Source organism: Rhodococcus sp. 14-2470-1a, from assembly GCF_002259425.1.
Classification (GTDB): Bacteria; Actinomycetota; Actinomycetes; order Mycobacteriales; family Mycobacteriaceae; genus Rhodococcoides; species Rhodococcoides fascians_E.
In genome coordinates, this window is the sequence record NZ_NPFZ01000032.1 from 62460 (window position 1) to 77197 (window position 14738).

The 14738-nt window shown below is 60.5% G+C and carries 16 protein-coding genes; 14 read left to right on the forward strand and 2 right to left on the reverse strand.

What is annotated here, in order from left to right; genetic code table 11:
• Positions 1-72: 72 nt before the first annotated feature.
• From CH292_RS21220 to CH292_RS21270, 11 genes are all read left to right on the forward strand, one after another.
• Entirely contained in the window at positions 73-2094 is a 2022-nt protein-coding gene (locus tag CH292_RS21220) for a pyruvate dehydrogenase complex E1 component subunit beta (RefSeq protein WP_094655649.1), read from the forward strand.
• A 166-nt stretch (positions 2095-2260) separates the two neighbouring features.
• Positions 2261-3901 carry an NAD(P)/FAD-dependent oxidoreductase gene (locus CH292_RS21225; RefSeq protein ID WP_094655650.1) on the forward strand — a complete coding sequence of 547 codons (1641 nt, stop codon included), beginning with the start codon at positions 2261-2263 and terminating at the stop codon, positions 3899-3901.
• Between the two features lie 152 nt (positions 3902-4053).
• Positions 4054-5106 carry a cyclase family protein gene (locus CH292_RS21230; RefSeq protein ID WP_094655764.1) on the forward strand — a complete coding sequence of 351 codons (1053 nt, stop codon included), beginning with the start codon at positions 4054-4056 and terminating at the stop codon, positions 5104-5106.
• Positions 5107-5108: 2 nt separating this feature from the next.
• Positions 5109-6029, forward strand: a complete 921-nt coding sequence (locus CH292_RS21235) for an SDR family NAD(P)-dependent oxidoreductase (RefSeq protein ID WP_094655651.1) — start codon at positions 5109-5111, stop codon at positions 6027-6029.
• An 80-nt stretch (positions 6030-6109) separates the two neighbouring features.
• Positions 6110-6508 (forward strand): nuclear transport factor 2 family protein, encoded by a 399-nt coding sequence (locus CH292_RS21240; RefSeq protein WP_094655652.1) that lies wholly within the window; start codon positions 6110-6112, stop codon positions 6506-6508.
• Between the two features lie 72 nt (positions 6509-6580).
• Complete coding sequence (locus tag CH292_RS21245) at positions 6581-6985, forward strand: nuclear transport factor 2 family protein (RefSeq protein ID WP_094655653.1); 405 nt, start codon at positions 6581-6583, stop codon at positions 6983-6985.
• 176 nt (positions 6986-7161) lie between these two features.
• Complete coding sequence (locus CH292_RS21250; protein ID WP_094655654.1) at positions 7162-7560, forward strand: carboxymuconolactone decarboxylase family protein; 399 nt, start codon at positions 7162-7164, stop codon at positions 7558-7560.
• A 33-nt stretch (positions 7561-7593) separates the two neighbouring features.
• The gene (locus CH292_RS21255) at positions 7594-8334 is read left to right on the forward strand and encodes a 3-oxoacyl-ACP reductase family protein (protein WP_094655655.1); all 741 of its coding nucleotides are present in this window, start codon (positions 7594-7596) and stop codon (positions 8332-8334) included.
• Positions 8335-8422: 88 nt separating this feature from the next.
• Positions 8423-9610, forward strand: coding sequence for an NAD(P)/FAD-dependent oxidoreductase (locus CH292_RS21260; protein WP_094655656.1), 1188 nt, complete (start codon positions 8423-8425; stop codon positions 9608-9610).
• Between the two features lie 21 nt (positions 9611-9631).
• Positions 9632-9826, forward strand: coding sequence for a ferredoxin (locus CH292_RS21265; protein WP_094655657.1), 195 nt, complete (start codon positions 9632-9634; stop codon positions 9824-9826).
• 332 nt (positions 9827-10158) lie between these two features.
• The gene (locus CH292_RS21270) at positions 10159-10728 is read left to right on the forward strand and encodes a hypothetical protein (protein WP_143545786.1); all 570 of its coding nucleotides are present in this window, start codon (positions 10159-10161) and stop codon (positions 10726-10728) included.
• Here CH292_RS21270 and CH292_RS21275 read toward each other — a convergent pair.
• Complete coding sequence (locus tag CH292_RS21275) at positions 10719-11378, reverse strand: response regulator transcription factor (protein ID WP_094655659.1); 660 nt, start codon at positions 11376-11378, stop codon at positions 10719-10721. The genes CH292_RS21270 and CH292_RS21275 overlap by 10 nt on opposite strands.
• Entirely contained in the window at positions 11375-12559 is a 1185-nt protein-coding gene (locus CH292_RS21280; protein ID WP_143545787.1) for a sensor histidine kinase, read from the reverse strand. Before CH292_RS21280 ends, CH292_RS21275 begins: the two co-directional genes overlap by 4 nt.
• 431 nt (positions 12560-12990) lie before the next feature.
• On the opposite strand from CH292_RS21280, the gene CH292_RS29435 reads away from it, so the two are divergent.
• The 3 genes from CH292_RS29435 (at position 12991) to CH292_RS21295 (ending at position 14665) form a co-directional block, all read left to right on the forward strand.
• Positions 12991-13119, forward strand: a complete 129-nt coding sequence (locus CH292_RS29435; protein WP_256978397.1) for a hypothetical protein — start codon at positions 12991-12993, stop codon at positions 13117-13119.
• A gap of 167 nt (positions 13120-13286) precedes the next feature.
• A complete protein-coding gene (locus CH292_RS21290) occupies positions 13287-13769 on the forward strand; it encodes a VOC family protein (protein ID WP_256978400.1) in 483 nt (160 codons plus the stop codon).
• 47 nt (positions 13770-13816) lie between these two features.
• Positions 13817-14665, forward strand: coding sequence for a mycofactocin-coupled SDR family oxidoreductase (locus tag CH292_RS21295; protein ID WP_094655662.1), 849 nt, complete (start codon positions 13817-13819; stop codon positions 14663-14665).
• Positions 14666-14738: the final 73 nt, after the last annotated feature.

Here is a 14738-nt window from a genome sequence, read left to right on the forward strand (position 1 = left end):
TATTGATGGTCAGATGATCTTTAGTCAAGAGCGGGCCACGGCCTATGCGACAAATCGACTGACAGAGGGCTCATGACCACCATTGAAACCGCTCCGAAAACGACTCCGGCACTGGACGCACATGCGTTGGAACACCCGGACACGCTCGTTGAGCTCTACCGCCGCATGCGGCTCATTCGACAGTTCGAGGACCGCGCATCTCGGCTCTACAAGACGAACCAGATTCCAGGCTTTCTGCACTTGTCGATCGGTCAGGAAGCCTCGGCTGTAGGCGCGTGCTGGCCCCTCGACGACCGTGACGTAGTGACCTCGACGCACCGCGGGCACGGGCACTGCATTGCAAAGGGCCTCGACGTCGACGGCATGTTCGCCGAGCTCATGGGCAAAGAAACAGGCACATGCAAAGGCCGCGGGGGGTCCATGCATATCGCAGATCCCCGGAAAGGCATCTTCGGAGCCAACGGCATCGTCGGCGCCGGAATGCCGATCGCCGTCGGCGCGGGTACTGCCGCGCAGCTCAAAGCGGAGGGCGCAGTGGTCGTCGCCTTCTTCGGCGACGGTGCCGTCGCGCAGGGTGTCTTTCACGAATCCGTGAACCTGGCTGCCGTGTGGGATCTCCCGGTGATCTTCTTCTGCGAGAACAACGGCTATGCCGAATTCTCGTCGGCTGCCGATCAGCACCGGGCAACTCTGAAGGACCGAGCTGCCGGGTACGGGATCGAATTCCACAGTGTCGACGGAAACGACGTGACCGCCGTCGCGGCGCTACAGACCGAGCTGGTCGAACGCGTTCGCGCAGGTGCCGGACCGATGATCGTCGAAGCCGCCACCTACAGATGGCACGGCCACTACGAGGGTGATCCCCAGAGCTACCGGGTGGAAGACGAGCTGGCCGAATGGAAGCTACGCGATCCACTCGAGGTACTCGGCGCACGTATGCGCGCCGCCGGATTGGCCGAGCGCATCGAGGCAGTCCATGCCGATGTCGACGACACGATCGGTCAGGCCGTCCGATTGGCGAACGAGGCTGAGTACCCTGTTGCGGAGACGGCGGGGGACTACGTGATCTCCGAACGCACGTTCATCCCGGAACCACCGGTTCCCACCGAGGGCGTGTGGAAGACGATGCACTCCATCACCGCTGCATTGACCCGCGAACTGGATGACGATCCATCGGTCTTTCTCGCCGGAATCGACGTAGGCGAGGGTGGCAACGTTTTCGGCCTCACCCGAGGGCTGGCCGAGAAGTACCCAGGACGAGTAAGGGACACCCCGATCTCGGAGAGCGCGATCATGGGTACAGCGGTAGGGGCAGCGATGGCCGGGTACAAGCCGGTCGTCGAACTCATGTACTTCGATTTCATCGGCGTGTGCCTCGACCAGCTGATGAATCAGGCAGCCAAACTGCGCTTCATGACGGGCGGGGCGGCGTCGTTGCCGATGGTTGTCCGCACCCAGTTCGCGGCGGGGAAGTCCTCGGGAAGTCAGCATTCGCAGAGTCTCGAAGCCCTCCTGGCTCACATCCCCGGCCTCACCGTGGTGATGCCGTCGACGCCGTCCGACACGTATGGCCTCTTGCGCGCCGCAATTCAGGATCCGAACCCGGTTGTCTTCATCGAGAACCGTCTGCTGTACGGCATGAAGGGGCCCAAGCCGGCAGACGACCACATCGTTCCCATCGGAAAAGCGATCGTGAGGAGGCCAGGCGCGGACGTCACCGTCGTGTCGTACAGCGCAATGATGCAGGGATGTCTTGCCGTGGCCGATCGTCTGGCCGCCGAGGGGATCGATACCGAGGTGATCGATCTCCGTACCATCAGCCCGCTGGATTTCGACACGATCTTGACGTCGTTGAAAAAGACCAATCGCCTTGTGGTGGTGCACCAGGCGGTGGGTGAGTTCGGCGTCGGTGCCGAAATTGCGGCCAAGGCGGTACGCGAGGGATTCTGGTATCTCGATGCTCCGGTGGTCCGCGTCACCGCCGCACAATCCCCCGCACCGTATTCGCCGGTGCTGGAGAAGGTGTGGCTACCGGACGAGGAAGCAATCGAGGCCGCGATCCGCGAGGTTCTCGACCCAGACCCGTCGAAGTAGTTCGCAAAAACCATCCGCCGAGTCCGAATTGTCTTGGAAACGAGGGTGACTCGTTTCCGCTCCGGAAAGTTCCGTCGAGCAATTTTGTCGTTTCCGTATATTCGACTGATCGTTCGAAATATAGTGGTCGCACCGAGCAGGCGGCCGATCCGACAGTGGAGGAAAAGTGAGCGAAGCAGTGAGTGATCAAAGCGCGGTTGACGCCGATGTCGTGGTGATCGGAACAGGTGTCACCGGGATCTACCAGACGTACCGAGCCCTCGAAGAGGGGTTCACCGTAAAAGTTCTCGAAGCCGGAGCAGGTGTCGGTGGAACCTGGTTCTGGAACCGTTACCCGGAAGCCCGTTTCGACTCGGAGAGCTATACCTACGGCTACCTCTTTTCCAAGGACTTGTGGGACGAGTGGGAGTGGTCCGAGCGATTCGCCGGTCAGCCCGAGATCGAACGCTACTTCAACTACGTAGTCGACAAATTCGACCTCCGTCAGCACATTCGGTTCGATTCGAAGGTCGATTCGTCGACTTTCGACGAGGACTCGGGCGTGTGGACCACCACGACCGAAGATGGCTTCTCGGTTCGCAGTCGGTTCCTCGTAGCGGCCACCGGCGTGCTGTCGGTGCCCTTCTATCCGAACGTCGAGGGTCGCGAGGATTTCCAGGGCGAGAGCTACCACACCGGTCGGTGGCCGTCGACTCCCGTCGACTTCACAGGTAAGAAGGTAGCGGTGATCGGAACCGGATCGAGTGGTGTCCAGCTGATTCCCGTTGTGGCAAAGGAAGCGGCATCACTCACCGTGTATCAGCGCACCGCAAACTGGTGCACGCCACTGAACAACGCACCGATCTCGGCGGAGGAACAGGCCGACCTCAAAGCGAACTACGAGTCCATCAAGGAGACTCTCGACGCTTCCGTCAGTGGCTTCCTGCACAAGATGGACTACCGAAAATTCGAAGACGACGCAGAGGTCGACAGGCTGCCCTTCTACGAAAAGATGTGGAACAGTCCCGGTTTTGAGAAGCTGACCACTCACTACATCGACATGACCCTCAATCCGGTCGCGAACAAAGAGTGGTCCGATTTCGTTGCGAACAAGATCCGCGATGCAGTCGACGACCCGGAGACAGCCGAAAAACTCATTCCGAAAGATCACGGATACGGCGGCAAGCGTCCTCCGTTCGTGACGAACTACTTCCAGGTGTACAACCAGCCGAATGTGAAGTTGGTGTCACTCAAGGAAACGCCTATCCTGCGGGTCACGGCCGCTGGAATCGAAACCGTCGACGGCGTCGAAGAATTCGACATCATCGTTTGGTCGACGGGTTACGATTTTGGCACCGGCGCCCTCAACCGCCTCGGCATCCGCGGGCGCAACGGCCTGGAACTGAAAAATCACTGGGGCGACGGGCCACGAACATTTCTGGGGACCGTGGCCGCAGGTTTTCCCAATTTCTTCTTTCCGGGAGGTCCTCACGGCTCGACCGGAAACAATCCCCGCTACACGGGTGATCAGGTCGACTTCGTCATGGACGCGCTGATCTATGCCCGGGACAACGCAATCGACGTGATGGAAGCCAGCGCCGCAGCGGAAGAGGAGTGGACCGCAATGATGGACGCGAGCAGCGTCTACTCTTCGTTCACCGACAAGAGTTACTTCTACGGTGCGAATATTCCGGGAAAGCCCGTCAAACAACTCCTCAATCCCACGGGCCGTCCGACTCTGCAGCAGTTGATAGCGAAGACGGTCGAGGGCGGCTTCGGCGAGTTCGTATTGGTACGCCGAGACAAGGACGATCGCGTTACCGCTTGATCGGCCTTCCGTCAGAACCCGTTCGGCGCAATCGCTCTCAGCTTTGTTCAGGGTCACATACGATTGCGAATTGCATTGACCGACCAGTCTAAAAATGAGTAACATCACACCCAACAGTCAACGAAGACTGACACCGAATGAAGGAGTTTGCCGTGACGAAGCGGTGGAAGCAGCGGCCCCCAGGTTCCAACTGGGGCGATTTCGGCGCCGACGACGAGTTGGGCCGAATCAATCTACTCACTCCGGAAAAGGTCCTACAGGGCATCCGCGAAGTCCAGACTGGCGAGACCTTCAGTTTGAGCCTTCCCCTCGACTACCCCGGTGGCTCGGCGCTCAATCAGCGCCGGTACCCGCCGATTCTGCGGCCGACCGAAGATCTCATGCACAACCAGGACACGTTCTACAACGTCGTGGCCCGTGACAAGATCGCGCCGACCTTCATCGACGTGTGGGGCGATGACGTGGTCACGCTGTGGCTGCAGTACTCGACTCAATGGGACTCGCTCGCACACCAGGGTGCATTGTTCGATGCAGATGGAGATGGCGTCGAAGAAGCCGTGTACTACAACGGATTTCGGCCAGATGAGCACATCGTCGGGCCGAAGGACGACGCCAAGGGTGATGGCAGTGGCAGCCTGTCCTTCAACCGTAATCTCGGACTCGAACACATGGCGGAACACGGTGTCCAGGGGCGCGGGGTACTGATCGATATCGCTCATCACCTCGGTGACACCAAGAACGAGTGGCAGCCGATCAATTACGCGAAGCTCAAAGAGATCATGGACAAGGACGACGTCGTAGTCGAGTCGGGCGACATGGTCATCATCCACACCGGATTCGCCGATCAGATCCTACGGTGGGAGAAGAACCCCGATCCGACCAAGATTCAGGCCATGTACTCGTACCTCGATGCCGAGGATCCCGAGATCTTGCAGTGGATCACCGATTCTGGCATGGCTGCGTTGATCTCCGACAACTACGCCGTCGAGGGATTCGTCAATGGCGGCGAGACGCCGCACTCGTTGTTGCCTATCCACAACCTGTGTCTCTTCAAGCTCGGCATCCCGCTGGGCGAGTTGTGGAACACCCAGGCTCTGGCCGACTGGCTGCGAGAGCACAAGCGCAGCCGGTTCCTTCTCACCGCGCCACCGTTGAACTTGCCGGGCACCATGGGTAGCCCGCTGACTCCAGTTGCCACGGTCTGATCATGGCAGAACACAGGTTCGACGGACGTGTTGCTGTAGTGACCGGTGCGGGTCGCGGAATCGGTCGCGGATATGCCAAATTACTCGGGGCTCGCGGGGCGAGTGTTGTTGTCAACGATTTCGGAGGCTCCATCGAGGGCGACGGAACCGATGTCGGGCCTGCACATACCGTCGTAGGCGAGATCATCGCTGCAGGTGGCAAGGCAGTTGCCGACACCAACGATGTATCGTCCCCCGAGGGCGCCACAGCTATCATCGACTCTGCAATCGAGCAGTTCGGGCGTATCGACATCGTCGTGAACAATGCAGGTATCGTCCGCTACGCGGGTATGCCCGAGGTGACACTCGACAATGTGGAACGCCATATCGCCGTTCACCTACTCGGTGCGTTCAACACCAGTAAAGCGGCGTTCCCGCACATGATCGAGCAGGGATACGGCCGGATCGTTCACACGACGTCGACCGGGTTGCTTGGCCTTCCGAACAACTTGCCGTATGCGACGGCAAAGGCGGGCCTGGTCGGTATGACCCGCAGTATGAAGCTGGCGGGCGAGCCCCATGGCATTACGACCAATCTGATTGCGCCTGCGGCGATGACTCGGATGGCCGGAGCTGCAGAACCGCCGGACGACGCAGAGGCGGTGCCGGGTCAGCCCTACATGCCTTCCTCGGCAGTAGCACCCATGGTCGCGTACCTTGCGCATGAAACCTGCGCTGCCAACGGCGAAATCTACGTTGCTGGAGCGGGGCGGTTCGCACGGTTGTTCATCGGTTCCACCGAGGGGTACTACAAGCAGGACGGTGCCGCGACCATCGAGGACGTCGCAGACAACTGGGACCAGATCAACGACGAGACCGGGTATTTCGTGCCGAGCGACCTTATGGACTGGTCGGGCAAGTTCTTGAAGCATCAGTTTTCTTGAGTCACGTGCCGCGTCGGATCCCGACCTCGGTTCAATACTGTCCGGTGCTGCTGGCCGGCCATCGAAGATTTGGAGAGCACATGAGTGAATCGACCAATGTCGCGGTTGCGGCTGGTGTGCGCGCTGCAATAGGCGCTCATACACAGGCGCAGGATGCAGGACGCACCGAGGAGATCGTTGATCTGTACACCGTGGACGGCGTTCTCGACGTTCCGGGTTTCGGTGCCATCACCGGCCGGGATGCGCTTCGGGAGGCGTTCAAGGGGTGGGTTCCGGCTGCGCCGCAACGGCATCTCGTGGCGAACACGTTGATCACCGCCACGAGCGACGACGAGGCTACCGCTACAAGCGATGTCGCGTTCTTCCAGCGTAGCGACACCGGTTGGGCAGTTCAGGTTCTGGGCAAGTACGAGGACACTCTGCGGCTCCATGACGGCCGCTGGCTGTTCGTCAAGCGTGCAACCACGTACCAGGCATGAGCGAAAGCCCCGGCTGCAGAATGTAATCGGGGCAATCAGTACGATTTCCCACTCTTCCGAACTGGAGAATTCATGAGTACGAGCACTGCAACGGACGTGTCGGCTGTCGAAGGAGTCATGGGAGCGATCGCAACGTATGCGCATGCCCTCGACGAGGGTCGTACGTCGGATGTGGTGGCACTGTTCACCACCGATGGCGTTTCCGAAATCGCGGGCTACGGAACTTTCAGTGGCCCCGAGGAAATCGGAGGTGCGTACGGCAACCTTGTCCCGACAGTCCCGCAGCGACACATGACTGGTAACACGGTGGTGACGGTGGTTGGTGCACATGAGGCCACCGCTTCCAGCGATTTCGTATTTTTCACCAGGGGTGAGCTTGGATGGGGAGTGCAACTGGCCGGCCACTACGAGGACAGCCTGCGCTTCCAGGACGGAAAGTGGCTGTTCAGCAAGCGCTTGACCTCGTTCGATATGTAACAGTCTCTTACGCTTCGGGCCGGTTCGTTCCAGGAGAACGCACCGGCCTGAGGTGTTTACGCAGGACATTAGTAGTCGCCTCGAAAACAATCCTCGGACAGTATTGTTTGTACCGAACGGTTGAACTAATCTATTCGTGTGATCGCCAACACACCTCGTGACACCAGGAGTCCACTGTGACAACCGAAAATGTACTCGCGACCCAGGACGCCGATCTTCGCACAGCGGGTCTGCAGGCTCTGCGTGAAGCCCTCCCCGGTGTCATTCCCGAAGGAGACATAGACCTCCGTGACGGAAGGTTGGGCGAGGAATTGGTAGAGATCGGGCTGATCAGTGTGTGGGGGCAGATCTGGAACCGAGAAGGACTGTCCAAACGAGACCGCAGTCTGGTGACAATTTCGTTGCTGATCGCTCTCCGGGCAGACGCGGAACTGCGTACCCACGCACGCGTCGCGATCACCAACGGAGTGACCAAAGAAGAGATTGCCGAGGTTCTTTACCACGCTACGGGTTACACCGGATTCCCAGCGGCCGTTGCGGCACGCGAAGTAATCCGCGAGGCGCTCGATTCCTAGCATTTCGACCCGAACAACGATCAAGGAGTAGCAATGTCTTTGGAAGGCAAAGCAGCAGTCGTCACCGGCGGCGGACGGGGAATCGGAGCAGCGATCGCCCTCGAACTCGGCACACAGGGCGCGGCCGTGGCAGTGTGGGATCTCAATCTCGAAGGCGCAGAGAAGACTGTGGCGGCAATCGAGGAAGCCGGCGGCCGCGCGATCGCCATAGGCGGCGACGCGGCGGAGACCGTTTCTGTAGCCGACGCAGCAGCGCGCATCAAAGATGCGCTGGGGCCGGTTGGAATTTTGGTCAACAATGCCGGTGTCACGACGTATGCACTTTTCCCCAGTCTCTCCGAAGAAGAATGGGACCGGATGATCCGGATCAATCTCAAGGGTCCGTTTCTGGTGACCAAGGCATTCGTACCTGACATGCTCGACGCCGGCTGGGGACGCATCATCAACATCTCATCTTCATCCGCCCAGACCGGAGCACCTGCTTTGGCTCACTATGCGTCCTCGAAGGGCGGGGTCATCGGCCTCACCAAGGCTTTGGCAATGGAGTTTGCGGACAAGGGAATCACCGTGAACACCGTTCCTCCCGGATTCATCGATACTCCGCTGCTGCGCGAAGGTCTGCCGGACCCGTCGGCGGCTGCCGCCTCGATGCCGATGAAGCGTGCCGGTCAGCCCGAAGACATTGCGCACGCGGTGGCGTACCTGGCATCGGACGGCGCTGCATACGTAACCGGACAGACGCTGAGCGTCAACGGCGGTCGTTACCTCGGATGACGATAGCGACGGCACCGACGGTGACGAAGACACCGAGAAGAGTTTCGATGACGCTGCACGGCATCGTCTTCGGCGAAGTGGTAGCGGCATGACTGTTCCCGACAATGTCCTCGTAATCGGGGCATCGGCGGCTGGACTCACCACTGCCGAAGCGCTCCGGCGCAAGAATTACGCTGGCGAGATCACCGTGTTGGGCGATGAAGTGCACCCGCCCTATGATCGACCTCCGCTGTCCAAGCAAGTTCTTTCCGGTGCGTGGGATCCCGAACGCGCCGCTCTGCGAACGGACGAGTTGCTCGCAGGTCTCGATGCGACGTTCGTTCTCGGCGAAACGGCAGTGTCTCTTGATGTTTCGACAAAGACTGTCCGTACTGCCAGCGGCCGCGAACTGAGCGCCGATGCGCTGGTGATTGCTACCGGAGTTCGGGCGCGGTCATTGGCCGATCAGACGGACTACAGCGGAGTGCATGTCCTTCGCACCATGGACGATTCGATACGCCTGCGCCGCGATCTGTTGGCAGCAACTCGGCTCGTAGTAGTCGGCGAGGGCGTGCTGGGTTCTGAAATCGCCGCGACAGCAAGATCTCTTGGCCTCGATGTGACAATCGCTGGACCCCAGTCGGCGCCCATGGCAGCTCAGGTCGGCCCACTCGTCTCCGGGTTGCTTCGCGACCTGCACACCGAGAATGGCGTTCACCTGAGGCTCGGCACCGGAGTGGTCGGTCTGACGGGCCACGACGGTCGCGTCAGCGGTGTCGAACTCGAAGGCGGCGAAGTTCTGCCTGCTGATGTCGTAGTCGTGGCGATCGGCGCCATTCCATGCACACAATGGCTCGTCGACAGCGGTCTGCAGTTGGACAACGGCGTGGTGTGCGATTCGCACTGCCGAGCTGCGGACGACATCTATGCCGTGGGCGACGTTGCTCGCTGGTATCACGAGCATGTCGGTGCCCTGCTGCGGCTGGAGAACCGTACCAACGTCACAGAGCAAGCCGCGGCCGTTGCAAGCGTCATCGTGGGTGACGGCGGCCCGTATGCACCGATTCCGTACTTCTGGACAGATCAGTACGACGCCAAACTTCAGGTACACGGCCTGCTTCCCGCTGGTGCGGCCGTCGACATCGTCGAGGGCGACGTGGCGGCTCGTCGCTTTGTCGCGCGGTTCAGAAGTAACGGCGTAGTCACCGGAATACTTGGGTGGAACATGCCCAAACAGTCCCGGATGCGTCGACAGGAGATCGTCGACGCACTCACCGATCTCAGCCCGAGTCGGTGAACCGCAGATAAGGAGCAGTTCATGAAGGTTGTCGTCGACCAGGACAAGTGTGTTGCGGCCGGACAATGCGTAGCAGCGTCGATGGAGGTGTTCGATCAACGCGACGAGGATGGAATCGTGGTGTTGCTCGACGAATCGCCTGCGGCCGAATTCGCGGAGGATGTTCGTCAGGCTGCGGCGGTCTGTCCTGCATTGGCAATCCACATCGAAGAATAGCGACGCAGGCGTCGGCAGCCCCGGCATCAGCCTCGGATGTGTCCTGGGATGTCCACTGTGCGAGCAGGCCGCGACCGGATGGTCGCGGCCTGCTCGCAGGCTGGCATCATGGTCCAAAGAGAATGTCGATCAGGGCATCGGACGGCAACCAATGGAGCGTCATGAGTAACGCAGATCGTGGCGGGCGTTATCTCACGCGAACGCCTGTACGTCGCGCTGTCAGGGCACACGGTGCATTACACCTCCGCCGATTGTCGGTCGACACCCTTCGCCGGGGACGACTGGAACGCGCGATCTATTTTGCTCGGCTCTCGGTTCCCGTCGATGTCACGATGGCTTCGTGGAAGGTACTGCTCGCTGTCCAGGCGACCTCGTTCGTGCTCTTGGTCTACGGAGCCTTCAGTATCGGTATCGCCACGTCCAAGATTCTCGCGGTCCGGCATCACGACCGGACCGGCACCGCCGTCATCGACGCCGCCGCTCCTGATTCGTCCGAAGCAGTAGAGAAGACATTTCGCCGGATCGGCGCAGTGGTCATCGGGCTGTCCGCGATCTTCGTGGCCACGAGCGTGTCGAATTTCTTTCTTCCGGGTGCAGCGCAGCGGTACGACAAGTGGGTCGCCGTCGCAATTGCGACCGTTGCATTCATCGAGATCATCGGATCGGTCATGGGCGCGCACTCGGCGCGGAAGAACAATGAGCCGGTGATGGAGGCTCTCAAACTCGTCAACCTCGCGGGATGCTGCGCTCTGCTGGTGATGACGCAGACGGCGTTGCTCTCCTTCGCCTATGACGGCGACGCGTCCAGGTACAACGCAATCGCGGGGATGGTATTCGGTTGTGTCGCGATCATTCTCGGTCTGAGGGTCTACACCAGGCGGGCCCCGCAGCGTCAGGGTTGAATGCCTGCCTGCACGGCCAAGGACACCAGCTGTGCTCGGTCGTGAGCCCCTACCTTCATCATCGCCCTGTTCGCATGGGTCTTGACGGTGTAGGGCGAGAGGAACATCTCGGTGGCGATGTCGGCATTGCTCGATCCGCGAACGATTGCTTCGACAACCTCGAGCTCTCTGGGAGTCAGTGCGGAGAACAGCGCGGCAACTGCGGGATCAGCCGGTCGATTCATGCCATCGGTGACGTGATCGACCAGGGCGTGCACGGCGTTGGCGGATAGTGCATGTTCACCGAGGGCCACCCGAAGGATGCCGGTGGTGAGTTCGGCGGGACCGGCGCCTTTACTGAGGAATCCGTCCGCGCCTGCTCGGAGGGCCGCCAATACGTTCTCGTCTTGATCGAAGGTGGTGAGCACGAGAATTCGTAGTTGTGCGGGCGTCCGCGTAGCGCGTATTCGTTTGGTCGTTTCGACGCCGTCGATACCCGGCATTCTGATGTCCATCAAGACCACGTCGACTTCGGTGGTCTCGAGCAACGAGGTGGCGGCGTATCCGTCGGCAGCTTCAGCGACGACGGTGAGTTCGTCGTGGGAATCGACGATGGTATGCAGGCCGGTTCGGATGAGTTCTTGATCGTCGACCAGCATCACTCTGATCATCGTGCGGGCCTGCCGTCCAGCGGCAAAGTGGCTCTGACCCAAAACAGTTCGCCCTCGGCCTTTGCGTCCAGCGTGCCCCCGATCGACGTTGCGCGTTCTCTCATGCCAACCAGACCTCTCCCTCCGCCGGTGGTACCGCTGGATCCGTTGCGGCTACGCACGTTCACTATCTCGATCACGACTTCTCCTTCGTCGGGGACGGTGATTGTCAATGACACTGCACCGGCTCCATGGCGATGCGCATTGGTCAAGGACTCCTGCACGATTCTGAACGCTGCTGCGCTTGCGCTCGGGGACATCTCACGATCCTCCTCCGGCACTGAGGACTCGATCTCCATGCCTGCGGCACGATAGGTGGCCACCAACTCGGTTATACGGTGATGGTCTGCTGTCGGCGCGCTGGAGTCGGATTCACCATCCACGCGCAACACCGTCAGGATCTGCTGCGTCTCCCGAAGCACGGCCTGCACACCGGCTCGAGCCTTGTCCAGGTCGATCCGGGCCGCATCGGCGCCGCTGGGTAGATGGACTTCGGCGGAGCCGAGATGCATGCTGACGACGGCGATGTGGTGGCCGACGCTGTCGTGGAGGTCGCGTGCGATGTTCACGCGTTCCTCGGCAATGGCACGGTCGACAGCGGCCGCTCGCGTCGAGACGGCGTCATGAGTCCGACGTTCGAGCTCGAACCAATATTTCCGATGGGCGCGAATAGAGCTTCCCGCGGTAGTGGTCACCAGCGCAGCAAAAGCGCCGATGGACGCGCCTGGGTTGACCGACGGCACGATCGACCCGCCCGCCACACCGGAAGCCGTGAGCACGGCGACAGAGACAACCACTCCGGTCAGGACGGCAGGCAACCCACGCAGGGCCAGGATCAGTGCGGCAAAGCAGGCGACACTCCAGGTCGTGATGGGATCCCAGCCGAGGAGTGCGCCCGCGATCGGACCTGCGGAGATGCAGACGAGCGCGAACGGCGGGAACGTACGAATCGATGCGACACCGGCGGCGCTGAGCAGTAGGGATACCCAGCCGCCGGCAGGGTTTCCGTCGCTGACTACCCGGATGAACTCGACCGACAGCGCAAGGATCATGATGACGAAGAGCGTGTTCTCCAGAACGCGAGGTCCCACGGTCCACATCGGAGTGCCCATCCGCATGGACGAGCGAAAAGGTGATCTCACACTTCGATCATCTCATCAGAGCAGGAAGTTGACGTACTACGAACGCAGTAGCCGAACCTGCTCCATCGGAACGATTCGGACGTCGGCAAATTCGGTCAAAATGGACTCATCACCACAGCGCGAGCAGCGATGAAAAGTTTCCAACAGGAAAGTGGGTCCACATCATGAGCGAAACGGCCACGGCCGGCCCACCGGGTTGTGCAACATACGAGTATTCGACGGTGCGTATCGAGTGCGATGTCGAATCGCTGTACCGAGACGCATACCGCAGCTTCGGCTGGACGCTCGAAGACACGAAAGATGGCTCGCCCGAAACGGGCATAGTGACGATCCGTATGCGGCGCGACCCTCGTATGAAAAATCGATCGATAATCGTCGAACTGCAACGGCGCTGTGAAGATGCGTTGGAGGACATTTCGAGGATGAAGCGCGTGACTCCCGTTGCCAAGCTCTTGCCGGTCCTGATGCTGCGGCGAACAGGATCCCTACACCGAGAGTTGGCAGCGCGGTACGAACTCGTGCGCGGAACGAGCGAGCAGGCCCGCAAACTCCTGAAGTAAACAGGGTGGGTCCCGTAACCGCTGACATTCGTGACGGCGACGTGATCTACTGGGTTAACCAGGTGAGTCGTGTGGGCGATCCCGTGCCCGGATCGAAGTATCGGGTGTGTCTGGTCGATGGGACTTTCTCCCTCACGCGACTTTCTTCTTCCCAGAAGGGCATTACATTGAGCGGATCCACTGCAGTACCGCTGGACGCAAGCGACCTTTTTCACATCGGGATCGTCGTGGACGATCCGCACAAGGCAATGTCCGAGTTATCGGCATTGTTGGGGCACGAGTGGGGTGAGATGATGGGAGGCGAACTGCCCGTGAGCCTTCCGGATGGCGACGTGGTCATAGACCTACGAGCCTGGTATTCACTCACCGCTCCCCGTATCGAGATCGTCCAGTCGGTGCCCGAGACCATCTGGCAGCCGACGCCGGATTCGGGTATTCATCACCTGGGATACTGGGCCGACGATGTAGTGGCCGGATCAGCGGCACTGGAAGAGCGTGGATTCTCCACCGAGGCGATCGGCAAGCTCCCCGACGGAAAACCGTATTGGGCCTACCATTGCAGCGCCACCGGACCGCGCATCGAATTGGTCTCCCGCGCACTACTTCCCACTATGACTCGATACTTCGAGACTGGAAAGCTCACCGTGTAGTCGACACGCATCGTCGAGCTCACATATTAATCGACAAAGGAGTCCTCATGGCAATCGAAATTCCCGAAGCCCCTGTACCGGACGCGCCGAACGGCCGCCGTTACGAGGGCAAAGTCGTATTCATCACCGGCGCTGCACGCGGTCAAGGCCGCGCAGAGGCTGTTCGCTTTGCAGCCGAAGGTGCGGACATCATTGCGCTGGACATTTGTGCGGACCTACCCACCGCGGGGTACCCCGGCGCCACAGTCGAGGATCTGGCAGAGACGGCACGGCTCGTCGAGGCTATGGATCGCCGGATCGTGACCAGTGTGACCGATACCAAGGACTTCGATGCCCTGAAGGCGGCGCTCGAGCTCGGTGTCAATGAGCTGGGGCGGCTCGATGTGGTTGTGGCGAATGCTGGGATGACGACAGCGGCGTTGACATGGGAAATTGACCTGGAGCATTGGCACGCAACGATCGACAACAATCTTCACGGTGCGTTCTACACCGTCAAAGCCGCGGTTCCCATCATGATCGAGCAGGGAACCGGGGGTGCGATCGTGTTCACAAGTTCGGTGGCCGGGTTGAAAGGTCTGCCGTTCCTTGCGGACTACGTTGCCGCGAAACACGGCGTAACCGGGTTGGCCAAAACCCTTGCCAACGAACTTGCGATTCACCGAATCCGGGTGAATTCGGTGCATCCGCACGGTGTTCAGACCGGGCTGACGGTGCCTGAACTTCACGAGGCCATGGAGCCCCGCCCCGATCTGGGACTGCTCTTCTTGGGTAGCCTTCCGGATCAGATGAGCCAGGCCGAGGACATCGCCGCAGCCGTCGCGTGGATTGCATCGAACGAAGCGCGACATGTCACCGGTATCCAGCTGCCCGTCGATCTCGGCCGTACCAACCGCTGAGCAAGATGCGCACGCACTGTGCCCGCCGCCGACATCTCTCGGAGGCGGGCACAGTGGGTAGGACGGAGCGACA

Bases quoted from the DNA above. Each gene is read 5' to 3' on its own strand.
- CH292_RS21220 (WP_094655649.1), top strand. From the start codon at position 73: ATGACCACCATTGAAACCGCTCCGAAAACGACTCCGGCACTGGACGCA.
- CH292_RS21235 (WP_094655651.1), top strand. From the start codon at position 5,109: ATGGCAGAACACAGGTTCGACGGACGTGTTGCTGTAGTGACCGGTGCG.
- CH292_RS21240 (WP_094655652.1), top strand. From the start codon at position 6,110: ATGAGTGAATCGACCAATGTCGCGGTTGCGGCTGGTGTGCGCGCTGCA.
- CH292_RS21245 (WP_094655653.1), top strand. From the start codon at position 6,581: ATGAGTACGAGCACTGCAACGGACGTGTCGGCTGTCGAAGGAGTCATG.
- CH292_RS21255 (WP_094655655.1), top strand. From the start codon at position 7,594: ATGTCTTTGGAAGGCAAAGCAGCAGTCGTCACCGGCGGCGGACGGGGA.
- CH292_RS21260 (WP_094655656.1), top strand. From the start codon at position 8,423: ATGACTGTTCCCGACAATGTCCTCGTAATCGGGGCATCGGCGGCTGGA.
- CH292_RS21265 (WP_094655657.1), top strand. From the start codon at position 9,632: ATGAAGGTTGTCGTCGACCAGGACAAGTGTGTTGCGGCCGGACAATGC.
- CH292_RS21270 (WP_143545786.1), top strand. From the start codon at position 10,159: ATGGCTTCGTGGAAGGTACTGCTCGCTGTCCAGGCGACCTCGTTCGTG.
- CH292_RS21275 (WP_094655659.1), bottom strand. From the start codon at position 11,378: ATGATCAGAGTGATGCTGGTCGACGATCAAGAACTCATCCGAACCGGC.
- CH292_RS21295 (WP_094655662.1), top strand. From the start codon at position 13,817: ATGGCAATCGAAATTCCCGAAGCCCCTGTACCGGACGCGCCGAACGGC.